21 protein-coding genes are annotated in these 23,717 nt (G+C 69.0%); 9 read left to right on the top strand and 12 right to left on the bottom strand.

The genetic code is table 11. The annotated features are described in order from the left end of the window. Nucleotides 1-320 precede the first annotated feature (320 nt). Complete coding sequence (locus RPX00_RS44805; protein ID WP_406635095.1) at nucleotides 321-1,070, bottom strand: hypothetical protein; 750 nt, start codon at nucleotides 1,068-1,070, stop codon at nucleotides 321-323. A gap of 637 nt (nucleotides 1,071-1,707) precedes the next feature. Between RPX00_RS44805 and RPX00_RS44800 the strand changes: the two genes are divergently transcribed. From RPX00_RS44800 to RPX00_RS44790, 3 genes are all read left to right on the top strand, one after another. Further along, entirely contained in the window at nucleotides 1,708-1,926 is a 219-nt protein-coding gene (locus RPX00_RS44800; RefSeq protein ID WP_406635093.1) for a hypothetical protein, read from the top strand. Nucleotides 1,927-2,142: 216 nt separating this feature from the next. Beyond that, entirely contained in the window at nucleotides 2,143-2,373 is a 231-nt protein-coding gene (locus RPX00_RS44795) for a DUF1490 family protein (RefSeq protein ID WP_406643312.1), read from the top strand. Further along, nucleotides 2,370-2,507: a hypothetical protein gene (locus tag RPX00_RS44790; RefSeq protein WP_406635092.1), complete on the top strand. Its 138-nt coding sequence runs from the start codon at nucleotides 2,370-2,372 to the stop codon at nucleotides 2,505-2,507. The genes RPX00_RS44795 and RPX00_RS44790 overlap by 4 nt, the downstream gene beginning before the upstream one ends. Nucleotides 2,508-2,704: 197 nt before the next feature. Here RPX00_RS44790 and RPX00_RS44785 read toward each other — a convergent pair whose 3' ends face one another. Next, the gene (locus tag RPX00_RS44785; protein ID WP_406635090.1) at nucleotides 2,705-4,120 is read right to left on the bottom strand and encodes a CoA transferase; all 1,416 of its coding nucleotides are present in this window, start codon (nucleotides 4,118-4,120) and stop codon (nucleotides 2,705-2,707) included. A 65-nt stretch (nucleotides 4,121-4,185) separates the two neighbouring features. On the opposite strand from RPX00_RS44785, the gene RPX00_RS44780 reads away from it, so the two are divergent. Beyond that, nucleotides 4,186-4,920 (top strand): IclR family transcriptional regulator, encoded by a 735-nt coding sequence (locus tag RPX00_RS44780; RefSeq protein ID WP_406635088.1) that lies wholly within the window; start codon nucleotides 4,186-4,188, stop codon nucleotides 4,918-4,920. A gap of 216 nt (nucleotides 4,921-5,136) precedes the next feature. Here the strand turns inward: RPX00_RS44780 and RPX00_RS44775 are convergent, their stop codons facing one another. The 3 genes from RPX00_RS44775 to RPX00_RS44765 form a co-directional block, all read right to left on the bottom strand. Next, nucleotides 5,137-6,018 (bottom strand): LLM class flavin-dependent oxidoreductase, encoded by an 882-nt coding sequence (locus RPX00_RS44775; RefSeq protein ID WP_406635086.1) that lies wholly within the window; start codon nucleotides 6,016-6,018, stop codon nucleotides 5,137-5,139. 1,418 nt (nucleotides 6,019-7,436) lie between these two features. Continuing rightward, a complete protein-coding gene (locus RPX00_RS44770) occupies nucleotides 7,437-9,404 on the bottom strand; it encodes a YhgE/Pip family protein (protein WP_406635084.1) in 1,968 nt (655 codons plus the stop codon). Next, nucleotides 9,404-12,115 carry an MMPL family transporter gene (locus RPX00_RS44765; protein WP_406635082.1) on the bottom strand — a complete coding sequence of 904 codons (2,712 nt, stop codon included), beginning with the start codon at nucleotides 12,113-12,115 and terminating at the stop codon, nucleotides 9,404-9,406. The genes RPX00_RS44770 and RPX00_RS44765 overlap by 1 nt, the downstream gene beginning before the upstream one ends. Before the next feature lie 101 nt (nucleotides 12,116-12,216). On the opposite strand from RPX00_RS44765, the gene RPX00_RS44760 reads away from it, so the two are divergent. Next, nucleotides 12,217-12,876 carry a TetR/AcrR family transcriptional regulator gene (locus tag RPX00_RS44760; RefSeq protein WP_406643311.1) on the top strand — a complete coding sequence of 220 codons (660 nt, stop codon included), beginning with the start codon at nucleotides 12,217-12,219 and terminating at the stop codon, nucleotides 12,874-12,876. A gap of 1 nt (nucleotide 12,877) precedes the next feature. Here RPX00_RS44760 and RPX00_RS44755 read toward each other — a convergent pair whose 3' ends face one another. From RPX00_RS44755 to RPX00_RS44740, 4 genes are read right to left on the bottom strand one after another with little or no spacing between them, the layout of a single operon-like run. Then, on the bottom strand, nucleotides 12,878-13,951 hold the full coding sequence (locus RPX00_RS44755; protein WP_406635080.1) for an amidohydrolase family protein: 1,074 nt from the start codon (nucleotides 13,949-13,951) through the stop codon (nucleotides 12,878-12,880). Between the two features lie 18 nt (nucleotides 13,952-13,969). Continuing rightward, entirely contained in the window at nucleotides 13,970-15,532 is a 1,563-nt protein-coding gene (locus RPX00_RS44750) for a bifunctional 3-(3-hydroxy-phenyl)propionate/3-hydroxycinnamic acid hydroxylase (protein ID WP_406635078.1), read from the bottom strand. Nucleotides 15,533-15,562: 30 nt separating this feature from the next. Continuing rightward, complete coding sequence (locus RPX00_RS44745; protein WP_406635076.1) at nucleotides 15,563-16,597, bottom strand: VOC family protein; 1,035 nt, start codon at nucleotides 16,595-16,597, stop codon at nucleotides 15,563-15,565. Then, a complete protein-coding gene (locus tag RPX00_RS44740) occupies nucleotides 16,594-17,469 on the bottom strand; it encodes an alpha/beta fold hydrolase (RefSeq protein WP_406635074.1) in 876 nt (291 codons plus the stop codon). Before RPX00_RS44740 ends, RPX00_RS44745 begins: the two co-directional genes overlap by 4 nt. Nucleotides 17,470-17,639: 170 nt before the next feature. Here RPX00_RS44740 and RPX00_RS44735 point away from each other — a divergent pair, with 170 nt between their 5' ends. Together RPX00_RS44735 and RPX00_RS44730 are read left to right on the top strand one after the other, a co-directional pair. Then, nucleotides 17,640-18,251: a TetR/AcrR family transcriptional regulator gene (locus RPX00_RS44735; RefSeq protein WP_406635072.1), complete on the top strand. Its 612-nt coding sequence runs from the start codon at nucleotides 17,640-17,642 to the stop codon at nucleotides 18,249-18,251. Between the two features lie 25 nt (nucleotides 18,252-18,276). After that, nucleotides 18,277-19,248 carry an amidohydrolase family protein gene (locus tag RPX00_RS44730; protein WP_406635070.1) on the top strand — a complete coding sequence of 324 codons (972 nt, stop codon included), beginning with the start codon at nucleotides 18,277-18,279 and terminating at the stop codon, nucleotides 19,246-19,248. Nucleotides 19,249-19,960: 712 nt separating this feature from the next. On the opposite strand, the gene RPX00_RS44725 is transcribed toward RPX00_RS44730, so the two are convergent. Then, nucleotides 19,961-20,788, bottom strand: coding sequence for a DUF1932 domain-containing protein (locus RPX00_RS44725; RefSeq protein WP_406635068.1), 828 nt, complete (start codon nucleotides 20,786-20,788; stop codon nucleotides 19,961-19,963). Nucleotides 20,789-20,821: 33 nt separating this feature from the next. After that, nucleotides 20,822-21,385, bottom strand: coding sequence for a PadR family transcriptional regulator (locus RPX00_RS44720; RefSeq protein ID WP_406635066.1), 564 nt, complete (start codon nucleotides 21,383-21,385; stop codon nucleotides 20,822-20,824). A 69-nt stretch (nucleotides 21,386-21,454) separates the two neighbouring features. Between RPX00_RS44720 and RPX00_RS44715 the strand changes: the two genes are divergently transcribed. Then, complete coding sequence (locus RPX00_RS44715) at nucleotides 21,455-21,844, top strand: nuclear transport factor 2 family protein (RefSeq protein ID WP_406635064.1); 390 nt, start codon at nucleotides 21,455-21,457, stop codon at nucleotides 21,842-21,844. Further along, nucleotides 21,841-22,599: an SGNH/GDSL hydrolase family protein gene (locus RPX00_RS44710; RefSeq protein ID WP_406635062.1), complete on the top strand. Its 759-nt coding sequence runs from the start codon at nucleotides 21,841-21,843 to the stop codon at nucleotides 22,597-22,599. Before RPX00_RS44715 ends, RPX00_RS44710 begins: the two co-directional genes overlap by 4 nt. Nucleotides 22,600-22,608: 9 nt before the next feature. Here the strand turns inward: RPX00_RS44710 and RPX00_RS44705 are convergent, their stop codons facing one another. Beyond that, nucleotides 22,609-23,715: a glycerate kinase gene (locus tag RPX00_RS44705; RefSeq protein ID WP_406635061.1), complete on the bottom strand. Its 1,107-nt coding sequence runs from the start codon at nucleotides 23,713-23,715 to the stop codon at nucleotides 22,609-22,611. Nucleotides 23,716-23,717 lie beyond the last annotated feature (2 nt).

Here is a 23,717-nt window from a genome sequence, read left to right as displayed (position 1 = left end):
CCGAGCCCGTTTCCGGGAGCCGAACAACCCGGGCTTGCCCGATGCGGGAGCGGGACCTGCTTGGGGCGGTTCCGTTTCAGATTGCGGGTCGGCTTCGAGCGTCCACAGCTGCCAGAACTTCGGCGGCGCGGGCCAGTCGGCTGGCGGCTGCCAGCCAGGCGGAGGCGTCCAGCCGACGGGGACGGCCGGCCAGTTCGGTGGCGGATTGAACCGATATCCCATACCGCTGCCCTCCGCTGTTCACGATCACAGCAGGAGTCGCGACTCCGCGAGATCGTGTTACATCGTCAGACCCCGCTTGCCTCGAAGCCGAGGAGCCCCTACCGAAGGCCGAATTTTCTTTCCAGGGCTTCGACGGCGTTGCTGTAGGCGGAACGGCCCGGGTCCGCGACCCAGATGCCCCCGAATGCCGGGACGAACCCCAGCGACGCCCAGGTGCGGCGGACCTTGTCGAGAGCCGGTTCGAAGACGCTGGCGTCTCGGAGGAGGCTGCGGTCGAGGTCGATCGGGAAGGGCTGGACGGCGATGAGGCGCGGGTCGCTGCAGATCCAGCGGAGGACACGGGCAGTAAGCAAGCGTCCGATGCCGCCGAGACCGCGCCAGGCGGGCGCGAGACGTACCCGGTCGACGATGACGACGTGGGTGCCGAAGGCGTGGGTCGTGCTCTGGAGGCGGTCGTCGAGACCGAGGAACCCGTACTCGTCGCGGTTGCCGAACAGGGGGATGAACTTGGCGTAGTCGGAGCTGCGCGCGTCCAGGGCGTCGAAGATTCCGTCGACGTGCTGCAGGTCGATGGTCAGGCCGCTGGCTTCGAGAATGCTGACGTCGACGTAGCCTTGCGGGTCGGGTTTCGCCGAGAGGGTGGCGTTCTCGGAGAAATACCATTGATCGGCAGGGTCGTCTTCGTCCGGCGACACCGTCATCCCGGCGGTGGCCCACCAGTCTGATGTTCCTGGGTCGGTCAGGTCGCTGCCCGCGAGGTGCGCGTGGCTGTCGAACCGTAGTTCCAGGAATTCGAGTTGATCGAGCAGCTGTCCTGAATCCACGCTGTCGGCGGGTGAGGGTGCCATGTTTCGGTCTTACCGCTGTCGCGTTGTCGGTTCAAGGTGGTTGCGGTGTCGGCGTTTATCCGCGAGGAGCGGACCCGGGTTGGCTCCTCGCCCGTTTCGTTGATCCGCAAAGCCCTTAGCTGCCAAGGTCAACGAACAACTGCACCGCATGGTCGAGGACCATCCCGACCGCTTCGCCGCGTTCGCCACGCTGTCGGCCACCGCCCCCGACGCCGCCGTGGCCGGACTGGAGCGCCGTCGGCGAACTGGGCTTTGTGGACGCGACGCTCAGCGGCCGGTTCCTCGACGACCCGTTGTTCACTCCGGTCCTGGAAACCGCGGCTCGGCTCGACGCACCGATCTACCTGCGCCCGGCGCCGCCGCCGAAGCCGGTCGCCGGCGCGTACTACACGGGCTTCGGCGGATCCGATCAACCAGATCCTGACCACCGGCGACTACGGCTGACATTACGAGGCATCGCTGCACGCGCTGCGGATGATCCTCGGCGGGGCGCCCGTACGGCTCGCTGTTCGGCCGCCGCCCCGACCTCACCGACTACGGTCTGGTCGGCTTCGCCCGGCTGGTCACCCCGGAAGCGTGGCTGTCGATCTGGTCGGCGAACACGACGAACGCCGACTTCCTGCGCTGCGCTCCCGGCGTGCGGACCCCGTCGCTGTTCGTGGAACTCACCGGCGACGCGGCCTGTTTCCCGGCCGATGCGAAAGCGATGGTCGCCGCGCTGGGCACTGACGACGTCGACCATCGACGCGTAGCCGGAACCCACTTCGGCGGCCCGCTCCGCCCCGGCGGACCCACCGGCGCCAGCCTCGCGGCGGCGGAGATCGGCGAATGGCTAGCGGAGCGCTTCCGCGGATGACGACGGCGCGACTGGTCCCCGCCTGAAAGACAAGACCTGGCCGCCGGATGCGCGACGCCTGCCTGAAAAATTTCTTCCTGCAACAGAAGGAAGTACGCCACCGCTGACGCGACAGACTGATCATTGCGGCGAGGTCGCGATGGCAGCTGCGGAGGAAGCAGCGCGATTGCCCAGCGGCACGTGATCGTCAAGGCAGCGTAGGTCGTAGCGACGGGTCTGGCCGGTGCGGCGGCGTATGACGGAGTGAAGAAGGTCGCCAAGCCGAACGCGGTCCGGCAGGCCACGGTGACGGTGACGGCGTGGGGACTGCGAGGCGCCCGTGCGGCGGAGGCCGGTGCGGAGAAGGCCCGGCTGGTCGCGGGGGACGTGGTGAGCGAGGCTTGGGCCCGGATCGGCGAGGAGGCTCCCGCGCCGGGGATGGCAAACGGGCACGGGGACGAGCATTGAGCGGGTGCGCGACGCTGGTCGCCGACGCTGCGGGGCGTGCGCGTTTTGAGAGCGTGGCGTTGCGCGGGCGTGCGGCGCTGGCGGTCGAGGACGCGGTGGACCGGATGGCCGGGGTGCGGCAGGTGCACGCTTAGGCGGCGGCGTTCGTGCGGCGGGTTCGTCTGCCGGCGGGCACCGGGCGACGGGTCGCCTCCCGGCGTCGCCGTCGCGACACCCGCAGGCGAGAGTGCCCGTGGTGCAGGCTGCGTCGAGGACGAGTCGGGCGGTGGCTTCCGCGGAGTCGCGGGCCAGGGTCAGCAGCACGCGGCTGCCGAGGGATGCGATCGTGTGGCTACCACTGCAATTCCGAGGTTCCCAGCAGTGCGGGCGCGCCGGGGGTGGGTGTCGGCAGGCCGGTGAAGCTGATCGGGATCGCTGGTTCGACGAGGGTGCCGAGCGGGCCGCGCACGGTGTGCTCGGCGATCGAAGCGGCACCCGGTCGCGGCAGGGAACGAACCTGCTCCGGTGTGAAACTGCCGAGGTCCTGAACCCAGGTGCAGACCCGGGCTAGGTCCACCCGCACGCGCCAGCTGCCGCCTTCGACGGCGCGCCGGCGCAGCGCGGCAACGGTCCCGGCAGCTCCGAGGTAGGCGGCGAGATAGTCGTTGAGCAGGTATGTCGGTGGCAGCGAGGGCCTGCCCTCGACAGCTTCCTCGAGTGCGAAACCCGTTGCGGAGCAGGCGAGCTGGTCGAATCCGCCGCGTGCCGCCCAGGGGCCGTCCGCGCCCCAGCAGTGGTACTCCAGCGTGACGATCCCGGGATTCGCCGCCGCGAGGTCGTGCGCCGCGAAGCCGCGGGCGGCCATCCCGCGGTACGCGTTGACGAAGACGTCCGCCCCGGCAGCAACCTCCCGCAGCCGCGCGGCCTGGCCCGGATCCCGTGCATCGCAGTAGGCGTTGCGCTTGCCGCCGCCGGTCAACGCGATCATGGCGACCGGGTCGGGCAGATCGGGCCGGCTGACGTGCAGCACGTCCGCCCCGAACGCGGCCAGCAGCTTCGCCGCCACCGGCCCCGCGATCACATGGGTGAGGTCGACCACGCGCAGCCCGTGCAGCGGGGGCCATTGCTGGCCCCGGGGCAGCGAGCGCGGCTCGGCTTCGCCGATCCGGTCGATCCGCACCACCGGGTGCGCCGCGCTGTGCCGGCCGGCGGGCAGGCTGCGCCATTCGCCGGCGCTGCGCACGACAGCCGCCACCCCGCCGGCTGCGCAGACCGCGTCCTCGAGCGCGAACGCGTCCCAGTGCGCGGCGGCCTCGGCGATGCGCTGGGCGGACGGGGGACAGTTCAGCACCCGGCAGACCGCGTCCCGCTGACGCGGGTACGTGGTGATCAGGAAGATCCAGCGGCCGTCCCGGGCGGCGTAGAAGTCGTTGTTGGCCAACGATGCCGGATCGTCGGCGAGCCGGTGCGCGGCCTGGCCGTTGATCGTGGTCAGAAAGCTGGCGCGCAATTGGTCGATGGCGGCGTCGGCGTGCACGGTGACCGGCACCTTCCCCGCGAGTGCGGCGATCTGCTGGCCGAAGGCGGCGATCGCGGCGGCCGAGGCATCGCCCAGCCGGTGTACCGAAGGCGTCAGGGGATCGCTGCCGACAATCCGGACCGGGCCGACATCCTGCCCGAATGTCTCGGCCAGCGAGGCCGCGATGCTCTCCGAGCCGGCGTGGGCTGCCCTGGTGCCTTGTGTTGCCTGCGAATCGATTGCGTCCATGTCTCCAGCTTGATCCGGAAGTGCACCGGACCGCCGGGACTTCCGAATATCCGTAAAATGTGGACATGCGGGAGCAGCGTGCCATCATGCGGGCCGACCGGATTCTCGACACGGTCGCGCGCGCCCGGTCGCCGCTGACGCTGACCGAGGTCGCCGCCGCCGTCGGCGCGCCGGTCAGCACCACCCAGGACCTCGTCGACGACCTGTGCCGATGCGGCTACCTGCGCAAAACCGACCGGCGCTACCGGCTGGGGCCGCGGCCGCACGTCCTCGGCGTGCTCGCCGCCCAACCCGGCCCGCCCGGCGGACTCGATCACGACGCGCTGCAGGCGCTCAGCAGCGACGCTCGCGTCCCGATCGGGCTGGCCGCACTCGTCGGAACCCAGCTGCTCTATCTCGACCACGCCGGGCCGCGCGCGCCCCGGCAGCTCCAACGCGTCGCCGACGACCACATCCCGCGTCCCCTGCTGCGCACCGCAGCGGGCCGGTTGCTGCTCGCCTACGCCGACGACGCCGACCGGGAACGCCTGCTGCGGCTGGCGGCGGACACGCCTGGCGCGGCCGCGTTCACCGCGGAGCTGCCCGCCATCCGGCGCGAACGCCTCGCACGCAGCGACGGGCTCGCCGATCCCGATATCCGTGCCATCGCCCTCCCCGTCGCCGAACACGGCACAGTGGTCGCGGCCGCAGTACTCACGGCCCGCCGCTATGGACCGGGCAATCGCAGCCCGGCACTCGAGCGGGCAGCGCGACGGGTCGCACAACGACTCGGCGCAACGCCGAACGGCGAAACGTTTTGACATCGGCATTTCCGGACATGCGGCAGCCGTCTCCATGATCGCTCCGCACGGCTGATCCGCAACATGCTCCCTCAGCGGACCACCCACTGTCCTCGGCCCGCCAACCGGAAATGCGGCGGGCACGCGACACCTGTCACGCCCCGGGTTTGACGGCCGCCTGCGCTCGGCACACCATTGTGCGGGTGGCACCGCGACTTGGCGTACACCTCACGGGCGTTACCCGCGAGCGTTGACCAATTCGATTGTCGATTCCAGCACACTGAGACTGGTGCCGGCGGGGACCAGGATGAACTCGTCCAGCCCGGCTTCCTCGGCGCCGTCGAGCGCCCGGTTCACCGCATCGGTGGTGAACGTCGGCATCGCCTCGGCGAACGGCCGGGTGGCGGACCCGAAGATGGCCAGGTACTCGGCGGTGAACTCGCGCAGCCGCGGCCCTGGTTCGGGCTCGCCCAGCAAGTAGAAACAGCCGCCGACCAGACGCGGCGGCTCACGGTCGGCCGCACTCCAGGCCTGTCGGGCGGCCTGCGCCGCGGCGGCGATCTCGGCAGGATCGCCGGCCACGCTGAAGCTGGCCACCCCGTCGGCCCACTTCGCCGCACGGGCCATCGCCTTGGGACCGAGCGCGCCCGCGAGAATCGGCGGTCCGCCAGGCTGCACGCACGCGGGGCCGACCGCGTCGGCCTCGGGGAACGGCGGCTCGCCCGCCCACAACGACCGCAAGCCGGCCACACCCTCGTCAAGCCGCACGTGCCTGCGGTCGAACGACGATTCGAGCGAACGGTAGTCGTGCTCCCGGCCGCCGACTCCGACACCGAGGGTGACCCGGCCGCCGGACAGCACGTCCATCGTGGCGACCTGCTTGGCCACCAGCGCTGTCGGGTGCGCCGGCAGCACGGACAGGTTGATGAAGATCCGCAGTCGTTCGGTGAGTGCAGCGGCGGCGGCCATCGTGATCCACATATCAGGGTTGTGGAAAGTCATCCGTTCGCCGCAGGAAATACTGGAGAATGGACCCTGCTCGGCCAGCCGGCACCAGTCCACGGTGGCGGCGCGGTCGTAGCCACGGCACATCGTCGGCAACGCGATTCCAATGTCCATGATCGAACCCTACTCAAGAAGAAGAACGCGTTCCACCTCTCGCGCAGGTCAGCCACAGCGAACTGGTGCGGCTTCTCGTTCGGTGCCTCGATCCAAGGCTAGATGTCGTTTCCCAAGGCCCGTAAGGACTTGTGAGCGGACACGCTTGTGGCCATGTGCGCGACGTCAGTCTTCAGACGGAAGCGACACAGCGGCGTTTGTGCAAGCCCCTTCCTCGAGCGGCCACGGCGAGGACCTTTTTGGACGGTTGCCCCCACCGGCTCGTCCGGGCAGCGGCTCACCGGGAATCACCAACCAAGAAAGCCGCGAGGCCCCCGGCGCAGTCGGCGCGCCGGGGAAAGTGCTGCGAATCCAGCTTCGCGATCTCGGGGTGCGTGAAGCCTCCATGCCGTGAGCCATCACCGCCCTGGTTGGCGTGACCGCCAAGATCGTGGTCACGCGTTCTGTGCGGTAGCCGCGGCACGATAACTCCTTGGCCCGCGCGTCAACAGCAAGCAGCGAAAGCTGATCCATTGGACATAGCTCGCGGACCAAGTCGCGAGATGGGGCTGCCGTCGTTTCTGCGAGTCAAAACCGGCTGTCATCCGAGGTGCATTCAGCGCAAGCCGAGCTAACTCGCGAACTCAGGTGGGAGCAGCGTGTGTATTCGCACCTCGGCGAATTCAGCGTTCGAGTTGTATTTAGCTGTTGAGCAGAGGCCTGAGCTTGTTCACCGCGGCTCGTCAACGGGCTGTGTCCGTCCAGTGATGGCGGGCCGTGTGGCGGGTGCGACGCTCCGGTCGGACGTGAGCACGGCGGTTGACAGCCCCTCGGTGGGCTGTCAACCGCCGCGCTGCAGCGCGCTCCGCGCTCGGCAGTTTGGGCGCGCTGAGGGGTACGGTGGACGATGGGCTGTGATCCCCGATTTGGGGGATCTTCCCAAACCCAAGGGATTTTGGTCCCGATGCTCGCCGCTGACCTGCGTTTTCGCAGGTCAGCACACCGCTCGGTCCAGGAGGACTCATAATCCCTTGGCCGTCGGTTCGAGCCCGACCCGGCCCACTCTGCCTCCCCTTGTATAGGGTCTGAACTGCGGAAACGGGCTTGAAAACGATCTTGAGGCGAGGTCTCGTGGGAGCACTGGAGACGAGCGCAGCGCTGGTAACCCAAGGGATTGTTCGAGTAAGCCTGTTTTCATACCGCCGTTGAGGTGCCCGCGGGCCGGCTCAACGGTCGACGGCTGCCTCGACTTCGATGGCGGTGCCGAGTTGTCGCCGTTCCGAGCAATTCTCCGGCGGTATTGGGTGGAAATGAACTGAAGACGCTGGTCACCGCAAAAGGGAAAAGAAATTTGTCGAGCTGCGGGACCGGGCGGTCATTTTTGGTGCTGTCTGGCGACATCGTAGTGCGGGGAATGGCCGCCCGTCGTGTCCTTCCGATCAAGTGGCGGACAGCGCACGACTCCGCCGGAGCCGGATGCTTCGAGCGGAAAGGTACCGGCGGCGATCGGTGACCAGGATCGAAACGAGACCGCCGACCAGCAGCCACGCGGCGAGCTGGGCGACACCCGTGGCGAGCCCGGTCCCGTCGGTGGCGGCGGCTCGCAGCGCGAGTACCGCGCCGTGGGTGGGCAGGTAGTCGGCGAGTGCGTACAGCGGTCCGGGAAGTGTCGAGACGACACCGGTGGCTCCGGCCAGGACCAGCACCGCCAGCGAGGCTATCCGGCCGGCCCGGCCGAAGATCGCCGTCGCCGCCTGGTTGAGGGCGACGAACGCCGATGCGGCCAGCAGCGCGATCAGCAGGAACCCGGCGGTGCCGCCGAGGCCGAGTTCGAGCACGGGGACGGCGATCGCGGTGATGGCGATGGCGGCGAGCCCGGCCGCGGTCGCGCCGGGGAGGGCGGCGCGCAGGATGATTCGCCAGGTGGGTTCGCGGGCGGTGAGCACTGCGTCGGGGACTGCGCGGGTGATGAGGTAGGTGGCCAGTGCCAGCGCCCAGAGACCCAAGGCGGCGAACAGTGTGAGGGCCAGGGTTCCGGTCGGGGTTGCGTCGGCGGCTGAGGTGCTCGGGGTGGCGGCGACGGTCTTGAGGTGTGCGCGTTCGGCATCGGTGTAGCTGGGTACTTGGTCGCGGCCCTTGTCGAGCTGGGTGGCCAGTTCGTGGGCGCCGTGGTCGGCCTTCTTGGCTCCGTCGGTCAGTTGCCCGGTGCCGTCGGCGAGCTTGTGGGCACCGGAATTCGTTTGCCGGACACCGTTGTCGAGCTGGCGGGCGCCGTCCGCGGCGGACGCGATTCCGGCGGCGAGCTGTCCGGATTTGTCGGCCAGCTGGGCATTGCCGTCGGCGACCTTGCGGGCTCCGGCGGCCAGGGCCTGGACGGAGTCGCGAGCCTTGACGGCGTTGGCCCGGACAGCGGCAGTCGCGTTGTCGATCTTCTGCGCGTCGGCGGTGAACCGGTCCGCGGTCCGGCTCAGGTCGCTGCAGAAGGAGGCCGAACCGCCGTTGGCGGGGCACTGGTCGGCCAGCTGCCGGAACTGCTCCGCGGCATTGTTCGCCGACGGGAGGGCGTCGATGGCGGCGATGATCCGGTTGGCCAGCGGCACGACGACGGCAGCGAGTTGCTCGTTGCCGTCGGCGACCTGATCGGCCCCTGTGGCCAGTTGGCGGGTCAGGGCGGGCAGTTGCGCGGTGTCGCGCTCGGCTTGGGTGAGTCCGGTGGACAGTTTCCCGGATCCGGCGGCGAGCTGTTCGGTCCCGTTGGCGAGCTGGCCGGCTCCCTCGTTGAGCTGACCGGCGGCGTCGGCCAGCTGCCGGTTCCCGTCGGCCAGCTGGGCCGCCCCGTCGGCTGCCTGACCGACCTGCTTGTGCAGCGTCGTGAACCCGACGTACACGTTGTCCAGGTAGGTTTCCACGACTTGCTGGTTGAGAGTGTCCTGCGTGGCCTTGGCGATGTGCGTCGCCAAGCTGGGATCGGTGACCCCGGCGGCGTCGGACGTCTGCACCTGCAGCCGCGCCTGCCGGGCTTCAAGTGGTTTGCCGGTGGCGCTGGAGGTGGCGCGGGCGGAGAAGTCCTTCGGGATCGTGACTGTGGCCGCGTAGCTGCCGTCGGCCAGGCCGGAGGCGGCGTCGTCGGCGTCGGTGAGCACCCAGGTGTACGCGGAATCCTCGCTGTGGGTCAGGTATCCGGCGAGCTGACGGCCGAGCGGGATGGTTTGCCCGTTGACCTGCACCGGTTCGTCGTTGTTCACCACGGCCGCCTTGGCGGTGCCGTGATTCGCGTCCGGCGTCCAGAACGCCCACGTGAGCAGGCCCATGATGATCAGCGGCACAGCGATCAGGCCGGCCCAGGTGCGCCACGTCAGCGGCCCGGTGGCCAGTGCGCGGGCGGAGTTGGCGAACGGCTTCAGCATCAGCGGACCTCGGCGGGCTGGGCGGCGGTGAGACCGTGCAGGCGGGTGGCTCGGGCGGGCAGCAGGTCCCGGATGCGGTCGGGATCCTGGCAGGCGAGCACGAAGGTGGCGGCTTCGCCGGAGCGGGTGCGGCGATCGCCGAGCAGGGCCCGCACCCGGTCGCGGACGTCGGTGCGGAGTACGAGGTCGACGTCGTCTACGACGACGAGCCCGGCGTCGCTCCCCAGAGCGTCCGCGATCTGGCGGGCGGGGTCTTTCTCATCGCGGCAGGGAACGACGGCGACGTCCCGGCGAAGGGCGTGCGCGTGCTGCGGCAGGACGCGCCCGAGCACCTTCAGGTCGCCGGTGAACTTCGTGACCCGTCCGGCGAGCGTGTACAGCAAAGCTGTTTTCCCGCACGCGTCCGCGCCGTGCAGCACAAGGACTTCTCCGCCCTGGAGGTGCAGCTCGATTCCTGAGTAGACCGGACGGCCCCGGTCGTCTTCGAGCCGGAGAGCCCGGGCACTGACCGCTTCGGTGCTGTCTGGCGCGGGCCAGTCGGCCAAGCGCAGTTCGCGGACGAGCGCGTCGCCTTCCGCGTCGAACACCGGCAGGGCGCGGTCGAGCTTCGGAGGCAGTCCCCAGGCGCGGCGGCCCAGCAGCGCGAGGACCGCGGGCACCAGGGTCATGCGCACGATGAAGGCGTCGATGAACACGCCGACCGCGAGACTGAACGCGATCGGCTTGATCGTGGCGCTGCCCTCGGGCACGAACGCGGCGAAGACTGCGAGCATGATCACCGCGGCGGCGACGACCACCCGCGACGCGGAAACGAACCCGGATTCGATGGCGTGGTGCGGATCGCCTTCGTGGACGTAGTCCTCGCGGATCCGCGAGACGAGGAAGACCTCGTAGTCCATGGCCAGTCCGAAAAGGACACCCATGAGGATGATCGGCAGGAAGCTGATCACGCTCCCGACATGCGTCACGTTGAGGACGTCCGCGAGATGTCCTTGGACGAACACGAACGACGTCGCGCCGAAAGCCGCGGCGACGGAAAGCAGATAGCCCGCGGTCGCCTTGATCGGCACCCAGATCGACCGGAACACCATGGCCAGCAGGATCAGCGAGAGCCCGACCACCAGGATCCCGAACGGCACCAGTGCGTCGCCGAGCTGCGCGGAGACATCGATCCCGACCGCGGTGATCCCGGTGACCGCGGTCTGCGCGCCGTAGGCGTCCCGGAAGTGCGGCTCCATCCCGCGCAGCCGGGCGACGAGGTCGTCGGTCTGCACGGAGTCCGGCGCGGTCGCGGGAATGACCTGCACGATGCCGGTGTCGCCCTTGGGGTTCGGCGTGGCCAGCGGAACCGACGCGACACCGGGCACGTGCCGGATCTCCTCGGCGAGCTTGTTCATCAGCCCGACCGGATCGGTGCTGGTGATGATGTCCGCCGTGACGATCAGCGGACCGTTGTAGCCGGGGCCGAAATGTTCGCTGACGACGTCGTAGGTATCGCGCGCGGGGCTGCCGTGCTCCTCGGTTCCGCTGTCGGGCAACGCCAAGCGCAACGACAGGGCCGGGATCGCGCAGACCGCCAGACCGGCCACCACGACCAGCACGGTGACCAGCGGCGCCTTGGTCGCGAGCCGGACCCACCCGCGCGCGACCTGCGGCTTCTGGCGGCGTCGGGTCCGCCGCCGCGGTTTCCTGACCCGCGGCCGCAATCGCTTGCCGGCAAAGGACATCAGCGCGGGCACCAGCGTGACGGCGATCGCGACGGCCAGCGCGACCGCGACGGCGGCGGCAATGCCCATGGTGGTCAGGAACGGGATGCCCGCGACCGCCAGCCCGAGCAAGGCGATGACCACGGTCAGCCCGGCGAAGATCACGGCCGACCCGGCGGTGGCCGTGGCCCGGGCGATCGACTCCTCGACGTCGAGGCCTTCCGCCAGCTGGTCGCGATGCCGGGAGAGCAGGAACAGGGCGTAGTCGATCCCGACGGCGAGCCCGATCATCACCGCCAGCATCGGCGCGGTCGAGGAGATCGGGGTGACCAGCGTGGCCAGGAAGATCAGGCCGCCCGCGACGCCGACCCCGAGGACCGCGGTGGCCAGCGGCATCGCCGCGGCGATCAGCGACCGGAACATCAGCACCAGCACCAGCAAGGCGATGACCAGGCCGATGCCCTCGGTCGGGCTGAGCTTCGGGACCCGGTCGGAAAACGCGTCGCCGCCGGTGCGGACCTCCGTGCCGGTCGCCTTCGCGAGGTCGGCGGCGATCCCGGCGACCTGCGTCTTGGTGGCCGGATCGACCTCGGCGAGCTGCACTTTCAGCGGCACGGCGATGAGCGCGGCCCGGCCGTCCTTCGACACCGCGCCGTTGACGCCCTTGTCGAACGGATTCACGACCGTGGCGACCTGGTCCAGTTTCCCGATCCGCTGCACCGCTTGGGCGACCGCGGCCCGGATCTGCGGGGTATCGGCCTTCGCGCCCGCCGGCGCCACGAGCACCAGCTGCGCGGACGTGCCGCTGACCTCCGGAAAGACGCGGCCGAGGTGGTCGAGGGCGTCCTGGGACTCCGAGCCCGGAATGGCGAACGCGTCGTCGGTGCCCTGGTTGGCCACGAGCGCCGCCCCGCCGGCCGCGGCCAGGATCACGACCCACACCGCCACCACGAGCACACGCGCCCGGGCGGCGGCGCGGCCCAGCCGGTAGAGGAAGGACGACACGGGCGCTCCCAACACGTCGGATACAAGGTGTATCGTAATGCAGTGTGCATCCGATGCAACGTGTATCCGATCACCTGGTCGGGGGAGATAGGGTGAGCGACATGCCGACGACCGGCGCGGGCCTGGAAACCCCGAAGCGCATGACCCGCCGGCGCGCGGAGACGAGGCGACGAGTCATGGCCGCCGCCTACGAGGTCTTCGCCGAGACCGGCATCCGGGACGCTCCCGTCGAACTGATCTGCGAACGGGCCGGCTTCACCCGCGGCGCCTTCTACTCGAACTTCGCCAGCAAGGAAGAACTGTTCCTCGCGATCTACGAGGTGGAGATGCGGGAGCGCGCCGAGCGGTTGCGCGGTGCCGTCGAAGAGGCGGTCGAGCGGGCCGTGCCCGGTTCCGTCGACGAGGTGCTGGGGAAAGCCGGTCTGCTGTTCATGGAATCGCTCGCGGCGGACGAGACGTGGTACCTGCTCAACGCCGAGTTCCGGGCGCAGGCGCTCCGTCAGCCGGACCTGCGCGCGCCGGCCGCGGCCGCGGAACGCCGCTTCCACGACGCCCTCGCCGACATTCTTCAGAACCTGCTCGACCGGCTGGACATGCGGCTGACCGTCGACCCGAGCAGTGCCGTCGTCGCGATCGTGGCGCTCTACGAGACCATGCTCGAACGCGCGATCCTCGACGAACTCCCTGACAAGGCAGACAGCCGCTATCTGACCGACGTGCTCCCTCGGCTGTTCACGGCGCTGACGACCGCGGGCCGGTGATTCAGGACCCGACGGCCCGCGCCAGCCGGGGGAGTTCACGCAAGCTGTTGGTTCGCTCGATCTGAAGCCGGTCGCCGGCGGTGAAGGTCTGATCGAGTTCGGGCTGCGGATCTCCGGAACCGGTGAGGGTCAACTGGGAGAACGGCCAGTCGCTGCCGAAAACGACGCGGGATTGCTGCCCGGCCGCGAGCACGCTGCGCAGGTCCGTCGCGGCCGGGCTCAACGCGGTGTCGTAGAAGAAGGTCTTGACCAGCGCGGCGACGTCGAACGCCGACGGCCGCGGCACGCCGGGCGGGAACAGATCGGCGGCTCCGGTTTTCGAGAGCACGCCCAAGCGGTAGGTCAGGAACGGAATGGTGCCGCCCGCGTGCGCGAGCTGGAACCTGATGCGGGGATACCGGCGCATCGTTCCGGTGTACATCAGCATCGTCGCGGCACGGGTGGTGTCGAAGGTGAACTCGTAGAGGAAGTCCGGGAGGGGCAGTTCCGGTTTCGAGTCCCGGGACACGGCCGCGGGATGGACGAAAACGTACGCGTTGTGCCGGTCGAGAGCGGCCATCAGCGGTTCGAAGCGCGGGTCGCCGAGATACACGCCGTCGTAGGAGGACAGCAGCACGACGCCGTCCAGCTGCAACACGGTCAGCGCGTATTCGAGTTCGGCGATCGACGCTGCCACGTCGGGCATGGGCAGCACCGCGAAGCCGCCGAAGCGAGTCGGATGGGACTTGAACAAGCCCGCGGCGTAGGTGTTGCAATACCGGGCCATGTCGCGTGCTTCCGCGCCGCGGAGGAAGGACACGCCGGGGTCCGAAATGGACAGTGCTTGGGCGGCGATCCCGTAGCGGTCCATGAAATCCAGCGCCGCCTCCGGCGACCAGTCAGGCGTGGGGTAGCCGCCGATGGTGAAGTAGCCGTGGCTCAGCAAGCAAGCCCGGTACTCGGGCGGCAGGAAATGCGCGTGCACGTCGATTCGATAGGCGCCGGAAGGCATCGCGGCCGCGGTGCTGAACAAACTGGCACCGGCTAGGGCCGCGGCAGTGCCGACAGCGCGGCGACGGGTGAACTTTCGGTTCATGGCGGTGGTCCTTCCGAGTCAGGACAGCAGACGATCAGCGTCGAGCGGCCGGAATCCGGCGGGTGGCGGGGAGAGCGCGGCGGTGGCGTCTGCGGCGGCGTATACGAAGCCGTCCGGCCGCAGAGCCACGATGTGGGCCCGGTGCGTCCGCATCCAGTCGAGGAGGGTGCCGTCGATGTCGACCACGCATCCGTTTTCCGGCTGTGCTCCGGGAGGCAGGACCGTCAGCCGAACGGCGGCGACCCACGCCGGGGCCGGGAGGGCCGCGCGGGTGCTCAGCACTGTCCACTTGCCGGCGAGGACGTCGTCGAGCCTGCGGCGGGCGCCATCGCTGTCGAGGACCCACGGCTGGGGCACCTTGTGGCCGACCGCGGGAGTGCCGCTGCCGAGGAATCCGCGCGGGTAGTGCGCTTCGGGCAGCCAGGACAGCTTGACGAGGAGGCGCCGGACCGGCGACAGCCGAGCCAGCGGACGCACCAGCGTGTCACGGATCCGGCAGAGCGGGCGACGACGTTCGGTGATGAGCCTGCCGACGAGCACCGCGCGGCGCGTCACCTCGCGCACGTGCGGTTTGCGCTCGGTCTCGTAGGAATCCAGCACGGTCTCGGGCAATTCGCCGCGGATGACGGCGGCGAGCTTCCAGCACAGGTTGGCCGCGTCGCGCACTCCGGCGGCCATGCCCTGGCCGATCCACGGCGGCATGGCGTGGGCCGCGTCGCCGGCGAGGAAGACACGGCCGGCGCGCCAGCGGGCGGCGGCGCGCACGTGGTGGCTGTAGACCACCGCCCGCAGCACGGTCACCTCGTCACGAGTGATGCCCTGGCGGCCGAGCAGACGCCACACGGCTGCATCGGTGACGAGTTCGTTTTCGTCCTCGCCGGGAAGGACGGGGAATTCCCAGCGGTGGTGTCCCAGCGGGGTGGGGCAGTCCACGGCGGGGCGGAGCGGATCGCAGTGGAAGAGCAGCCGGTCGTGACCGGGCCACTCGCGCTTGACCTCGGTGTCGATGACCACCCAGCGGGTTTCGTAGGTGCGGCCGTCGAAGCCGATGCCGAACTGGCCGCGGGTCGGGCTGGAACCGCCGTCCGCGGCGATGACCCAGGAAGCCCGCACCCGTTTGAGGCGTTCGCCGCCGTCCTCGGCCAGCAGCAGTTCGGTGCCGCCGGTGTCTTGGCGCACGCGCAGGCATTCGTGGGCCAGCAGCAGGTCGACGTTCGGGAACCTCGTGACGCCCTTGCGCAGGGTCTCTTCCAGGACCGGTTGGTAGATGAACAGCTGAGGCGGGTAGCCATGGCCCGCCGGGTCGAAGGAAGCAGACAGGAACGGCCGTCCCCGATGATCGACGAAGTCGATCGGCAGACCGGCCAGCATGTCGCGCCGCAGCTCTTCGGCCAGCCCGGCCCGTTGCCAGATGCGCAGTACTTCCTCGTCGGTGGAGATGGCGCGGGCGCGGGTGTAGACCTCGGCGTCGCGTTCGACGACGACCACCTTCAAGCCTTGCGCGCCAAGCAGGTTGGCGGCAGTGACCCCGGTGGGCCCGTACCCGATGACGGCCACGTCGTAGCGGGGGATTTCGGACACTTCCGTGTGCCTCCTTGGCTGGGACGGATGTCAGCGGTGGGCGCCCAACGCGGCGGAGGACAGCGCCGGAACGGTGTCCTCCTGCTCGCGCAGCGACCGGACCGCGGCTTGGAAACGCGACATGAGGGTGGCGACGCCCGCGCCGGCCGTGGTGTGCCCCCAAAGCGAAATGCCTTGGTACGTAGTGGGTTCCCAGGTCTCTTCCCGTTCGGGGGTGACGAGGACCGGGTTCCAGCCGACCTCGAGTTCGAACCCGGACGGGGTGACGCAGTAGTAGGACAGCTCGCGATCGTTGGTGTGCTGGCCGATCGACCAGGCCATGGCGAAGCCGAGTTCGGTGACCCGGTGAAAGCCGGCGAGGAGGTCTTCGAGGGTGGCGATCTCGATGTTGACGTGCTGCACGGAGGTGCGGACCGGGTCGAGCGCCAGCCCGGCGACGTTGGCGAGCGCGATGGAGTGGTGCCGCTGCCCGCTGCGCAGGAACCGGATGTTCAGTTTCGCCGGGCCGACGCGTTCGACGATCCGGTCCGACAGGCGCAGGTCCAGCAGGTTGTTCCAGTAGGTGTGCAGCTGCTCGGGCCGGGTGGTGGTGATCGCCAGGTGCCCCATGCCGGAACGGCCGGTGACGAATGCGGTGTTGCGCATCCGCAACGGCGCGGCGGTGGTGCGGGCACGGGTGAAGACCTCGGTGGCGATGCCTTTCGGACCGGGGAATCGCCACAGCCGTTCGACCCCGCGCAAGGCGGCCTCCTCCGGCGAGCCTTCGGTGACGGGAAGTCCGGCGGCGGCGACCCGTCCCAGCACGATTTCGAAGATCTCGTGGTTGTCGATCTCCCAGCCGGCGGCGATGACGTCCTCGGCGGGGCCGCGCCGGACAAGGAACCGGCATTCGCGGTCGTCGAGGCGGAAGCGCAGGGTGTCGCGGGTGAGTTCGTCGACGTGCAGGCCGATCGCGTCGGCTCCGAAGCGGTTCCAGTCGGTCAGCCGCCGCGACTCGACGACGACGTAGCCCAGCCGTGCGGCACCGAAGACGTCCGGGCGGATTGTGGTGTCCACAATGGTCACCTGGCCTCCCCGAGCCAGTCGAGCAGTAGCCGGTTGAACCGTGGCGCCTGCTCGTATTGCGCCCAGTGGCCGGTGCGGGCGAACAGATGCAGATCGCAGCGCGGCATGGTGCGCGCCAGCCACGGTCCGCCGGACGGGCGGTTGACCTTGTCATGGGTGCCCCACACGACCAGCGTGGGCACCTGGCAGCGCGTGAGCCGGTCGCGGTCGCGGGTGAAGTCCATGCGCCACAATGTGCGCAGCGCTCCGCGCCCGGACGGGCGGCGCAGGGGAGGATTCGCCACCGCTTCCGGGTCGATGCTGGTCTGATAGCGCAGTTCGATCAGTTCTTCCGGCACTTCGGACGCGTCGAAGACCAGGTGTTCGCGGATGAACGAGGTCAGCTTCGCTCGGGACGGGCCCTCGCCGCCGTAGTACCCCAGCAGCGCTCTCAGTCCCTTGGTCGGGGGCTGCCGGGTCGTGCCGATGCCGCCGGGCCCCATCAGCACGAGCGTCTTCACCCGGTCCGGCCGGTCGAGCGCTAGCCGCAGCGCCGCCGCCCCGCCGTAGGAGTTGCCCACCACGTGCGCCTTCTCGATGTCTCGCGCGTCCAGCAGGCCGCGCACGAAGATCGCGAGGTCGCCGAAGGGGTCGGCATGGTCCAGTTCCTTCGACGACCGGCCGTACCCGGGCATGTCCGGAACCAGCACCCGATGACCGGCCGCCGCGAGCGCGTCGGCGTTGCGGACGTAGTTGGACGCGCCGGTCGCGCCCGGGCCGCCGCCGTGGAGCAGGACCACCGGCGTCGCGTTCGCCGCGTTCTCCTCGGCGGTGACCTCGGTCAGGAAGATGTCGCGGGCACCGACCCGGACGGTGCTCTCAGTACGCCGCACCACGGCGGACGTTGGTGAGCCAGTCGACGGCACGAGGCCTCCACGTCGAGTCGGGAACAGTGTTCCTGTAGTTATCACTACAATTGGATCGATCGCTACGGTAAGCTGAGCGGACGGCGTCGGTCAACCCCTTCCTGTAGTGACCGATACGGTAAGGTGAAGGAGTGAGCGTGAACGAGCGAGGTGCGCGACGCCGACGGGCGAATGGCGAGGAGTCGCGCCGCAAGATCCTCGACGCGACCGTCGAGGTCGCCGGGGAACGCGGCTACGAGGGAACCAGCATCGCCTTGGTGAGCAAGAAATGCGGGCTTCCGGCGAGTTCGATCTACTGGCATTTCAAGGACAAAGACGACCTGATCGCCGCGGTCATCGAGCGCAGTTTCGACAATTGGCTCACCGCGTTGTCCCTGCCCGAGGAAGACGGAACGCCACTGGCGCGCGTGACCGGGCTGGCTCAGCAGGTCGCGAAGGCGCTGCTCGACGCCCCGGATTTCTTGCGCCTCGGCCTCATGCTGACCCTGGAGCGCCGCCCCGAAGAGCCCAGCGCGCGGACGATGTTCCTGCAAGTGCGCGGCATCGCGCATGAACGCGTCGCGGCCATGATCGCCGAATTCATGCCCGAACTGGACTCTGAGTCCGTCGAACTGCTCACGACGTACGCCATGGCCGGCGCTGACGGCCTGTTCGTCGCGAAGGAAATCGGCGGCGACGGCGTGGACCTGATGCGCTTGTTCGAGCTGCACGCCCAGGCGGTAGTCGACCTCGCTGCCCGGCTTCGCTGACCCACTCCGAGAAAGGATGGCTCCGATGAGCCGTGCCCAGCGCATCGACACCCATCAGCACCTCGTGCCACCTCGCTACGCGAAATGGATGCAGGACAAAGGAATTCGTCCTGGAGGGATCGACCTGCCGTCCTGGTCGGCACCGTCCGCGCTGAAGTTCATGGACGGCCACGGAATCGCCACTGGGATCCTGTCCCTCTCCACCCCAGGGGTCTACTTCGGAGACATCCCGGAGGCCCGCCGCTGGGCGCGTGACGTCAACGAGTACGCCGCCGAAGTCGTCGCCGACCGGCCGGACCGGTTCGGATTCTTCGCCACCCTCACCCTGCCCGACGTCGAAGGCGCACTAGCCGAAGCCGAATACGCGCTCGACACGCTGCACGCCGACGGAATCGTCCTGCTGGCTAACAACGACGGCCGCTACCTCGGCGACCCCGGATTCGAGCCGCTGCTGCAGTTCCTCCACGAACGCCGGACGCCGGTCTTCGTTCACCCGGGCGAGCTGCCCGGGCCGGAGGTGCCCGGAATCCCCACCTTCACCGCGGACTTCCTGCTCGACACCACGCGCACCGCGATCAGCCTGATCCTGTCGGGTTCGATGGAAAAATACCCGGGGATCAAGTTCATCCTCGCCCACGCGGGCGGGTTCGTGCCCTACATTTCGTACCGCATCCTGCTCACGATGCTGAACACGAAGAACAAGGCACAGCAAGCCTGGGCGCTGCTGGACCAGAAGCACCAGGTCCCCAAGCAGCTCTCAGTCCTGCGGCAGTTCTACTACGACATCGCCCTTTCGGCGTCGCCTTCGGCCTTGCCGAGCCTCCTGGAGGTGGCGGACCCGGACCACATCACCTACGGCAGCGACTTCCCGTTCGCTCCCGCGGCCGCTGTCGGGTTCATGAACAAGACCTTCGAGCGTTATCCCTTGGACGCCGCTCTGCGGGCGGCGATTGACCGGGGAAATTCGGAGAACCTGTTCCCTCGCCTCAAAGGCTGATTGCGTCCGCAGCGACAGCGGCGGTAGCGGGTCGGGTGGCTGGCACAGCAGACCAACGGCGGACTCGGCGTTCCGCGAGGCTGCCGAGGTCTCGCAGAACGCGCGCCCGCCGAGGTAAGTGGGCGCACTCCGCGCCCGGTAGTGCTGGCGCTCTGAGGGGTACGGTAGACACCGGGCTGTGATCCCCGTTGGGAGGATCTTCCCAAACCCACGGGATTTTGCCGCGGATGCTCGTCGCTGACCTGTGTTTTCACGGGTTAGCACACCGTTCGGCCCAGGAAGACTCATAATCCCTTGGCCGTCGGCGCGGCCCACTATCTTGCTCTCCATGCAGCTTCTGACCAGTGGAAACGCACTGTCGGATGATCTTGAAACAGTCTCGGCGGAGGCGTTGGAACCGGTGAGCCACCCGTGGAGGTGCCTGAGCCCGGGGAGCTTGTTTCGGAGAGAATGCACCTGAGGGCCAAGAATCGGGCGATTTCACGATCGATGCCTGCCTCGGCAGCGTGGTCATACTGGTCGGACAGCGGGAACTCGAGCGGTATTTCGAATACGTTCGGAAACGGACGAATTGTCGCATCGGCGAGTTGCTCTCTCATAACTGCATCGCTCAGGCGTAAGTGTTTCGGCAGTGCTCAATCGGTGGATCCGGCGAAGCGAATCCCGGGCGAGACCGGCTCCGGAGACGTCGCGACGCACGATCCCGTGGCCGCTATTCGCGATGCAGGTTGCGCAGCGTCGCCGGAAGGCTGAGGTCGAAATCGTCCTTATCGTCCGCCCAGCGGGACAGGACTTCGGCTGAGCCGGTGGCAAGGGCGTCTGGGAGGCCGAGTGCCCGTGCGGTTTCCGCGACCTCCAGCATTTCCGGTGCCCAGCGCCAAGCGCGCGCGGCTGCGGACGGTAGTCCGTCCGGGTCCGCCAGTGCGTTGCCGCCGAAGGCGTTCGCTTCCTTGAGGAGGTGCTCGCCGACGCCGTAGTCGTCGGCGATGGCGTGGCTGACCGCGGCCAGGGCTCGTGAGGTCTTCTGGAATGAGCCGTAGGCCATTTTCACCGCGCTTGCCGCGCCGATCCGTTCGCCGAGCGGCACTGGTTCGGCCTTGCTGTTGGCCAGCAGTCTCCGTACCAGTTCGACGGCGTCCTCTGGGCCGGAGAGGTAGAGGCGCGCGGTCGAGTGCTCGTCCGGGGGTGGTCCGATGATCGATCCGTCCACCACGGTCGCGCGGAGCCGGCCGGCGATTGCGATCGTCCTGTGTGGACTGATTGCGTTCGCCTCGACGTAGATCCCGTCGTAGTCCCCGACGGACCCGGCGACCTCCTCGGCTGCGGCGGGCGGGCAGATCGAGAACACGACTGTGCTCCGCTCGAGGAGCAGGGGGAGCGTTTCTACCGCGGTTAGTCCGGTTTCCGCGGCTCGTCGCGCTGTGCCTGCCGATCGTCCGGTCGGGCACCACAGCACTTGGTGCCCGGCGGCGATCAGTTGCGCTGCGATCGCCGAACCCATCCGGCCTGGATGCAGCAGTCCTACCGTGGAAGCCGTCACAGGTAGGGGTATACGTCAATGAGGACGGGTTCGCTAGGCGGGTTTGGAAACGCGCTGCCGGAGGGTCCGTGCGGCGTGCTCGCCCCATCGCAGGTTTTCCTGCTCGAACGAGATGCCGCGCAGCAGGGTCAGATAGGGGCCGACGCGGTCGTTGTCGCGCAGGTAGTCGCTTTCCGTCCGGCCAGCCAGCATGCGTTCGCGCAGTCGTTCGAAGCGGGCGAGTTTGGCGCGGCTCCAGTCCATGCGTTCCTCGATGGCGGCGATCACCGCGTCGGCGTCGCCCGCGTCGCTGCCCTGCACCTTGACCAGGAGGTCGTCCCGGATCGTGGTGGGCTGGACCGGGGTCGCGGTGAACTCGTGCAGGGCGCGGCGTCCGGCGGGGGTGAGGCTGAACATCCGTTTGTTGGGGCGGCGTTCCTGCTCGACGACGCGCGCGGCGATCACGCCGTCGGCGGAGAGCCGTTCGAGTTCGCGGTAGAGCTGCTGCGGGGTGGTCTGCCAGAAGTTGGCGACCGACGCGTCGAACGACTTGGCCAGGTCGTAGCCGGAGAACTCGCCCTCCAGCAGGGCGGCGAGGATCGCGAACTTCAGGGACACCTGGACACGGTAGCACTCCGGTGATTAATCTCGTCTGCACCTATTCAACAAAGTTACTATGGAGGCAGCGTGCACCCGTTGCGGAAGGCCATCGAGAACAACGACCACGCGGCCGTCGAAGCCCTGCTCGCCGACGACGTGACGTTCACCAGCCCGGTCGCGTACCGGCCGTACCCCGGCAAGCCGATCACGGCCGCCATTCTGCGGGCGGTGACCGGGGTTTTCGCCGACTTCCGCTACGTCCGGGAGATCTCCAGCGCCGATGGCCACGACCACGCCCTCGTGTTCACCGCGAAGGTGGGGGACAAGGAGATCAACGGCTGCGATTTCCTGCACACCAACGAAAACGGGCTGATCGACGATTTCACCGTCATGGTGCGCCCGCTCTCCGCGGCGACGGCGCTGAGCGAAGCGATGGCCGCCCGGTTCGAGCAGATCAAACAGGAGGCCGGTGCGTGACCATTCGCTACGTGGCCTTGGGCGACAGTCAGACCGAGGGCATCGGCGACGGCGACGAGGCCGCTGGCTACCGAGGCTGGGCGGACCGGTTCGCCGAACATCTCGCGGCGGCCGGCGAACCGGTGGAGTACGCCAACCTCGCTGTCCGGGGACGCCTCGCCGGTCAGGTGCGTGCCGAACAACTCGGCCCGGCGCTGGCGTTGCGTCCGACGCTGGTCACCGTCGTCGCCGGGATGAACGACGTGCTCCGCCCCGGCTACGACGCCGACTCGGTGGAAGCGCACCTGACGGCCATGTTCGCCGCGCTCACTGCCGAGGGTGCCGCCGTGGTCACCCTTGCCTTCCCCGACATCGGGAGAATCGCGCCGATCGCCGCGCCGTTGCGGCCGCGAGTCGCTGACCTCAACCGCCGGATCCGTTCTGCGGCGGCCCGATACGGGGTGACCGTTGTGGACAGTGACCGGCACGAGGTCGCCAGCGATCCGCGGCTCTGGTGTGCGGATCGCTTGCACGCCAACCCTCTCGGACACGCGCGGATCGCGGCCGCTGTTGCGCACAGCCTCGGTCTCCCCGGCAGCGACGGCAGTTGGAGCGATCCGCTGCCGCCCGCTGTCCGCAGGCCGGCGTGGCGCACAGCGGGCGCGGAACTTCGCTGGCTCGCCGAGTTTCTCGGTCCTTGGCTGGTCCGGCGACTGCTGGGCAGGTCTTCCGGCGACGGCCGCACCGCGAAACGTCCATTGCTGCTTCCGGTGTGAGCGCGCAAGTCACCGCGGCACCGGCTGATAGCGCGCGAAAAGTGCTTGGGCCGCGACGGTTGTCCAGTGCGCCGCTTTGTCGACAGCTGCGCTGGCGGAACCCGCGTGCGTGACGAGGGCTTCGGCCTGGCGGATGCCGGCCGCGTGCAGTGCGGCGGGCGAAAGCGTTACCCGTCCAGCAACGGCGACGACCGGCACCGGCGATCGTGCGGCCACGGAGCAGACGAGCTTTCCGGTCAGCGTTTGGTCGTCCAATGACCCTTCGCCGGTTACGACGAGGTCGGCCGTCGCGGCGGCTTGGTCGAAACCGATGACGTCGAGCAGGAGATCCGCTCCGGAGCCGACGGCGGCGTCGAGCGGGAGCAGCGCGGCGGGGATTCCGCCTCCGGCTCCGGAACCGGGGACGTCAGTCTCGACCCCGGTCTGGCGCAACAGGACTTCGTGCAGCCGGCGCAGTCCGCGGTCAAGTGCGGCAACGGTTTCCGGCGTGGCGCCTTTCTGCGGCCCGTAGACGGCGGCGGCTCCCCGGCTGCCGAGCAGGGGACTGTCCACGTCGGTGGCGACGCTGAGGCGGACGTCCGCCAGGGCTTCGGGCAGGCCGATGAAGTCGATGCGGTCCAGTGTGGACAGTGTGGCACCGCCGCACGGCAGGTCTTTGCCGTCCTCGTCGAGGAACCGTGCGCCGAGGCTACGCAGAACACCGGAGCCGCCGTCGGTGGTGGCTGTTCCGCCGACGGTCAGCACGATGTCCCGCAGGCCGCGGTCGACGGCTTCGCGAAGCAACGCCCCGGTCCCGCAGGTGCATGCGTTCGCCGCGGTGGACGGCGTGGGGACGACGTGCCCGAGACCGCTGGCTTCCGCCGATTCGACGATCGCCCGTCCATTGTGGATCGCCCAGGACGCGTTCAGTGCGCGGTGCACTGGATCGGTGACCCGTGTCGTCGTCAAGGTCGCCCCGGCGGAGGACAGGACGGCCAGGGTTCCTTCGCCGCCGTCGGCCAGCGGCATGAGGTCGACTTCGGCGTCCGGCCAGGCGAGCCGGGCGGCACTCGCGATCGCTTCAGCGGCCTCGGGTGCGCTGAGGGAGCCTTTGAACGTGTCGGGGGCGATGAGCACGC

The organism is Amycolatopsis sp. WGS_07 (genome assembly GCF_045278895.1).
Taxonomy (GTDB): domain Bacteria; phylum Actinomycetota; class Actinomycetes; order Mycobacteriales; family Pseudonocardiaceae; genus Amycolatopsis.
Note: the sequence above shows the minus strand (reverse complement) of the source record. Positions and strands in the feature narration are given on the sequence as shown.

What these genes read in the sequence shown, in the direction of transcription:
- RPX00_RS44805 (WP_406635095.1), bottom strand. Translation starts at nt 1,070, where the DNA reads ATGGCACCCTCACCCGCCGACAGCGTGGATTCAGGACAGCTGCTCGAT.
- RPX00_RS44785 (WP_406635090.1), bottom strand. Translation starts at nt 4,120, where the DNA reads ATGGACGCAATCGATTCGCAGGCAACACAAGGCACCAGGGCAGCCCAC.
- RPX00_RS44780 (WP_406635088.1), top strand. Translation starts at nt 4,186, where the DNA reads ATGCGGGAGCAGCGTGCCATCATGCGGGCCGACCGGATTCTCGACACG.
- RPX00_RS44775 (WP_406635086.1), bottom strand. Translation starts at nt 6,018, where the DNA reads ATGGACATTGGAATCGCGTTGCCGACGATGTGCCGTGGCTACGACCGC.
- RPX00_RS44770 (WP_406635084.1), bottom strand. Translation starts at nt 9,404, where the DNA reads ATGCTGAAGCCGTTCGCCAACTCCGCCCGCGCACTGGCCACCGGGCCG.
- RPX00_RS44760 (WP_406643311.1), top strand. Translation starts at nt 12,217, where the DNA reads ATGCCGACGACCGGCGCGGGCCTGGAAACCCCGAAGCGCATGACCCGC.
- RPX00_RS44755 (WP_406635080.1), bottom strand. Translation starts at nt 13,951, where the DNA reads ATGAACCGAAAGTTCACCCGTCGCCGCGCTGTCGGCACTGCCGCGGCC.
- RPX00_RS44730 (WP_406635070.1), top strand. Translation starts at nt 18,277, where the DNA reads ATGAGCCGTGCCCAGCGCATCGACACCCATCAGCACCTCGTGCCACCT.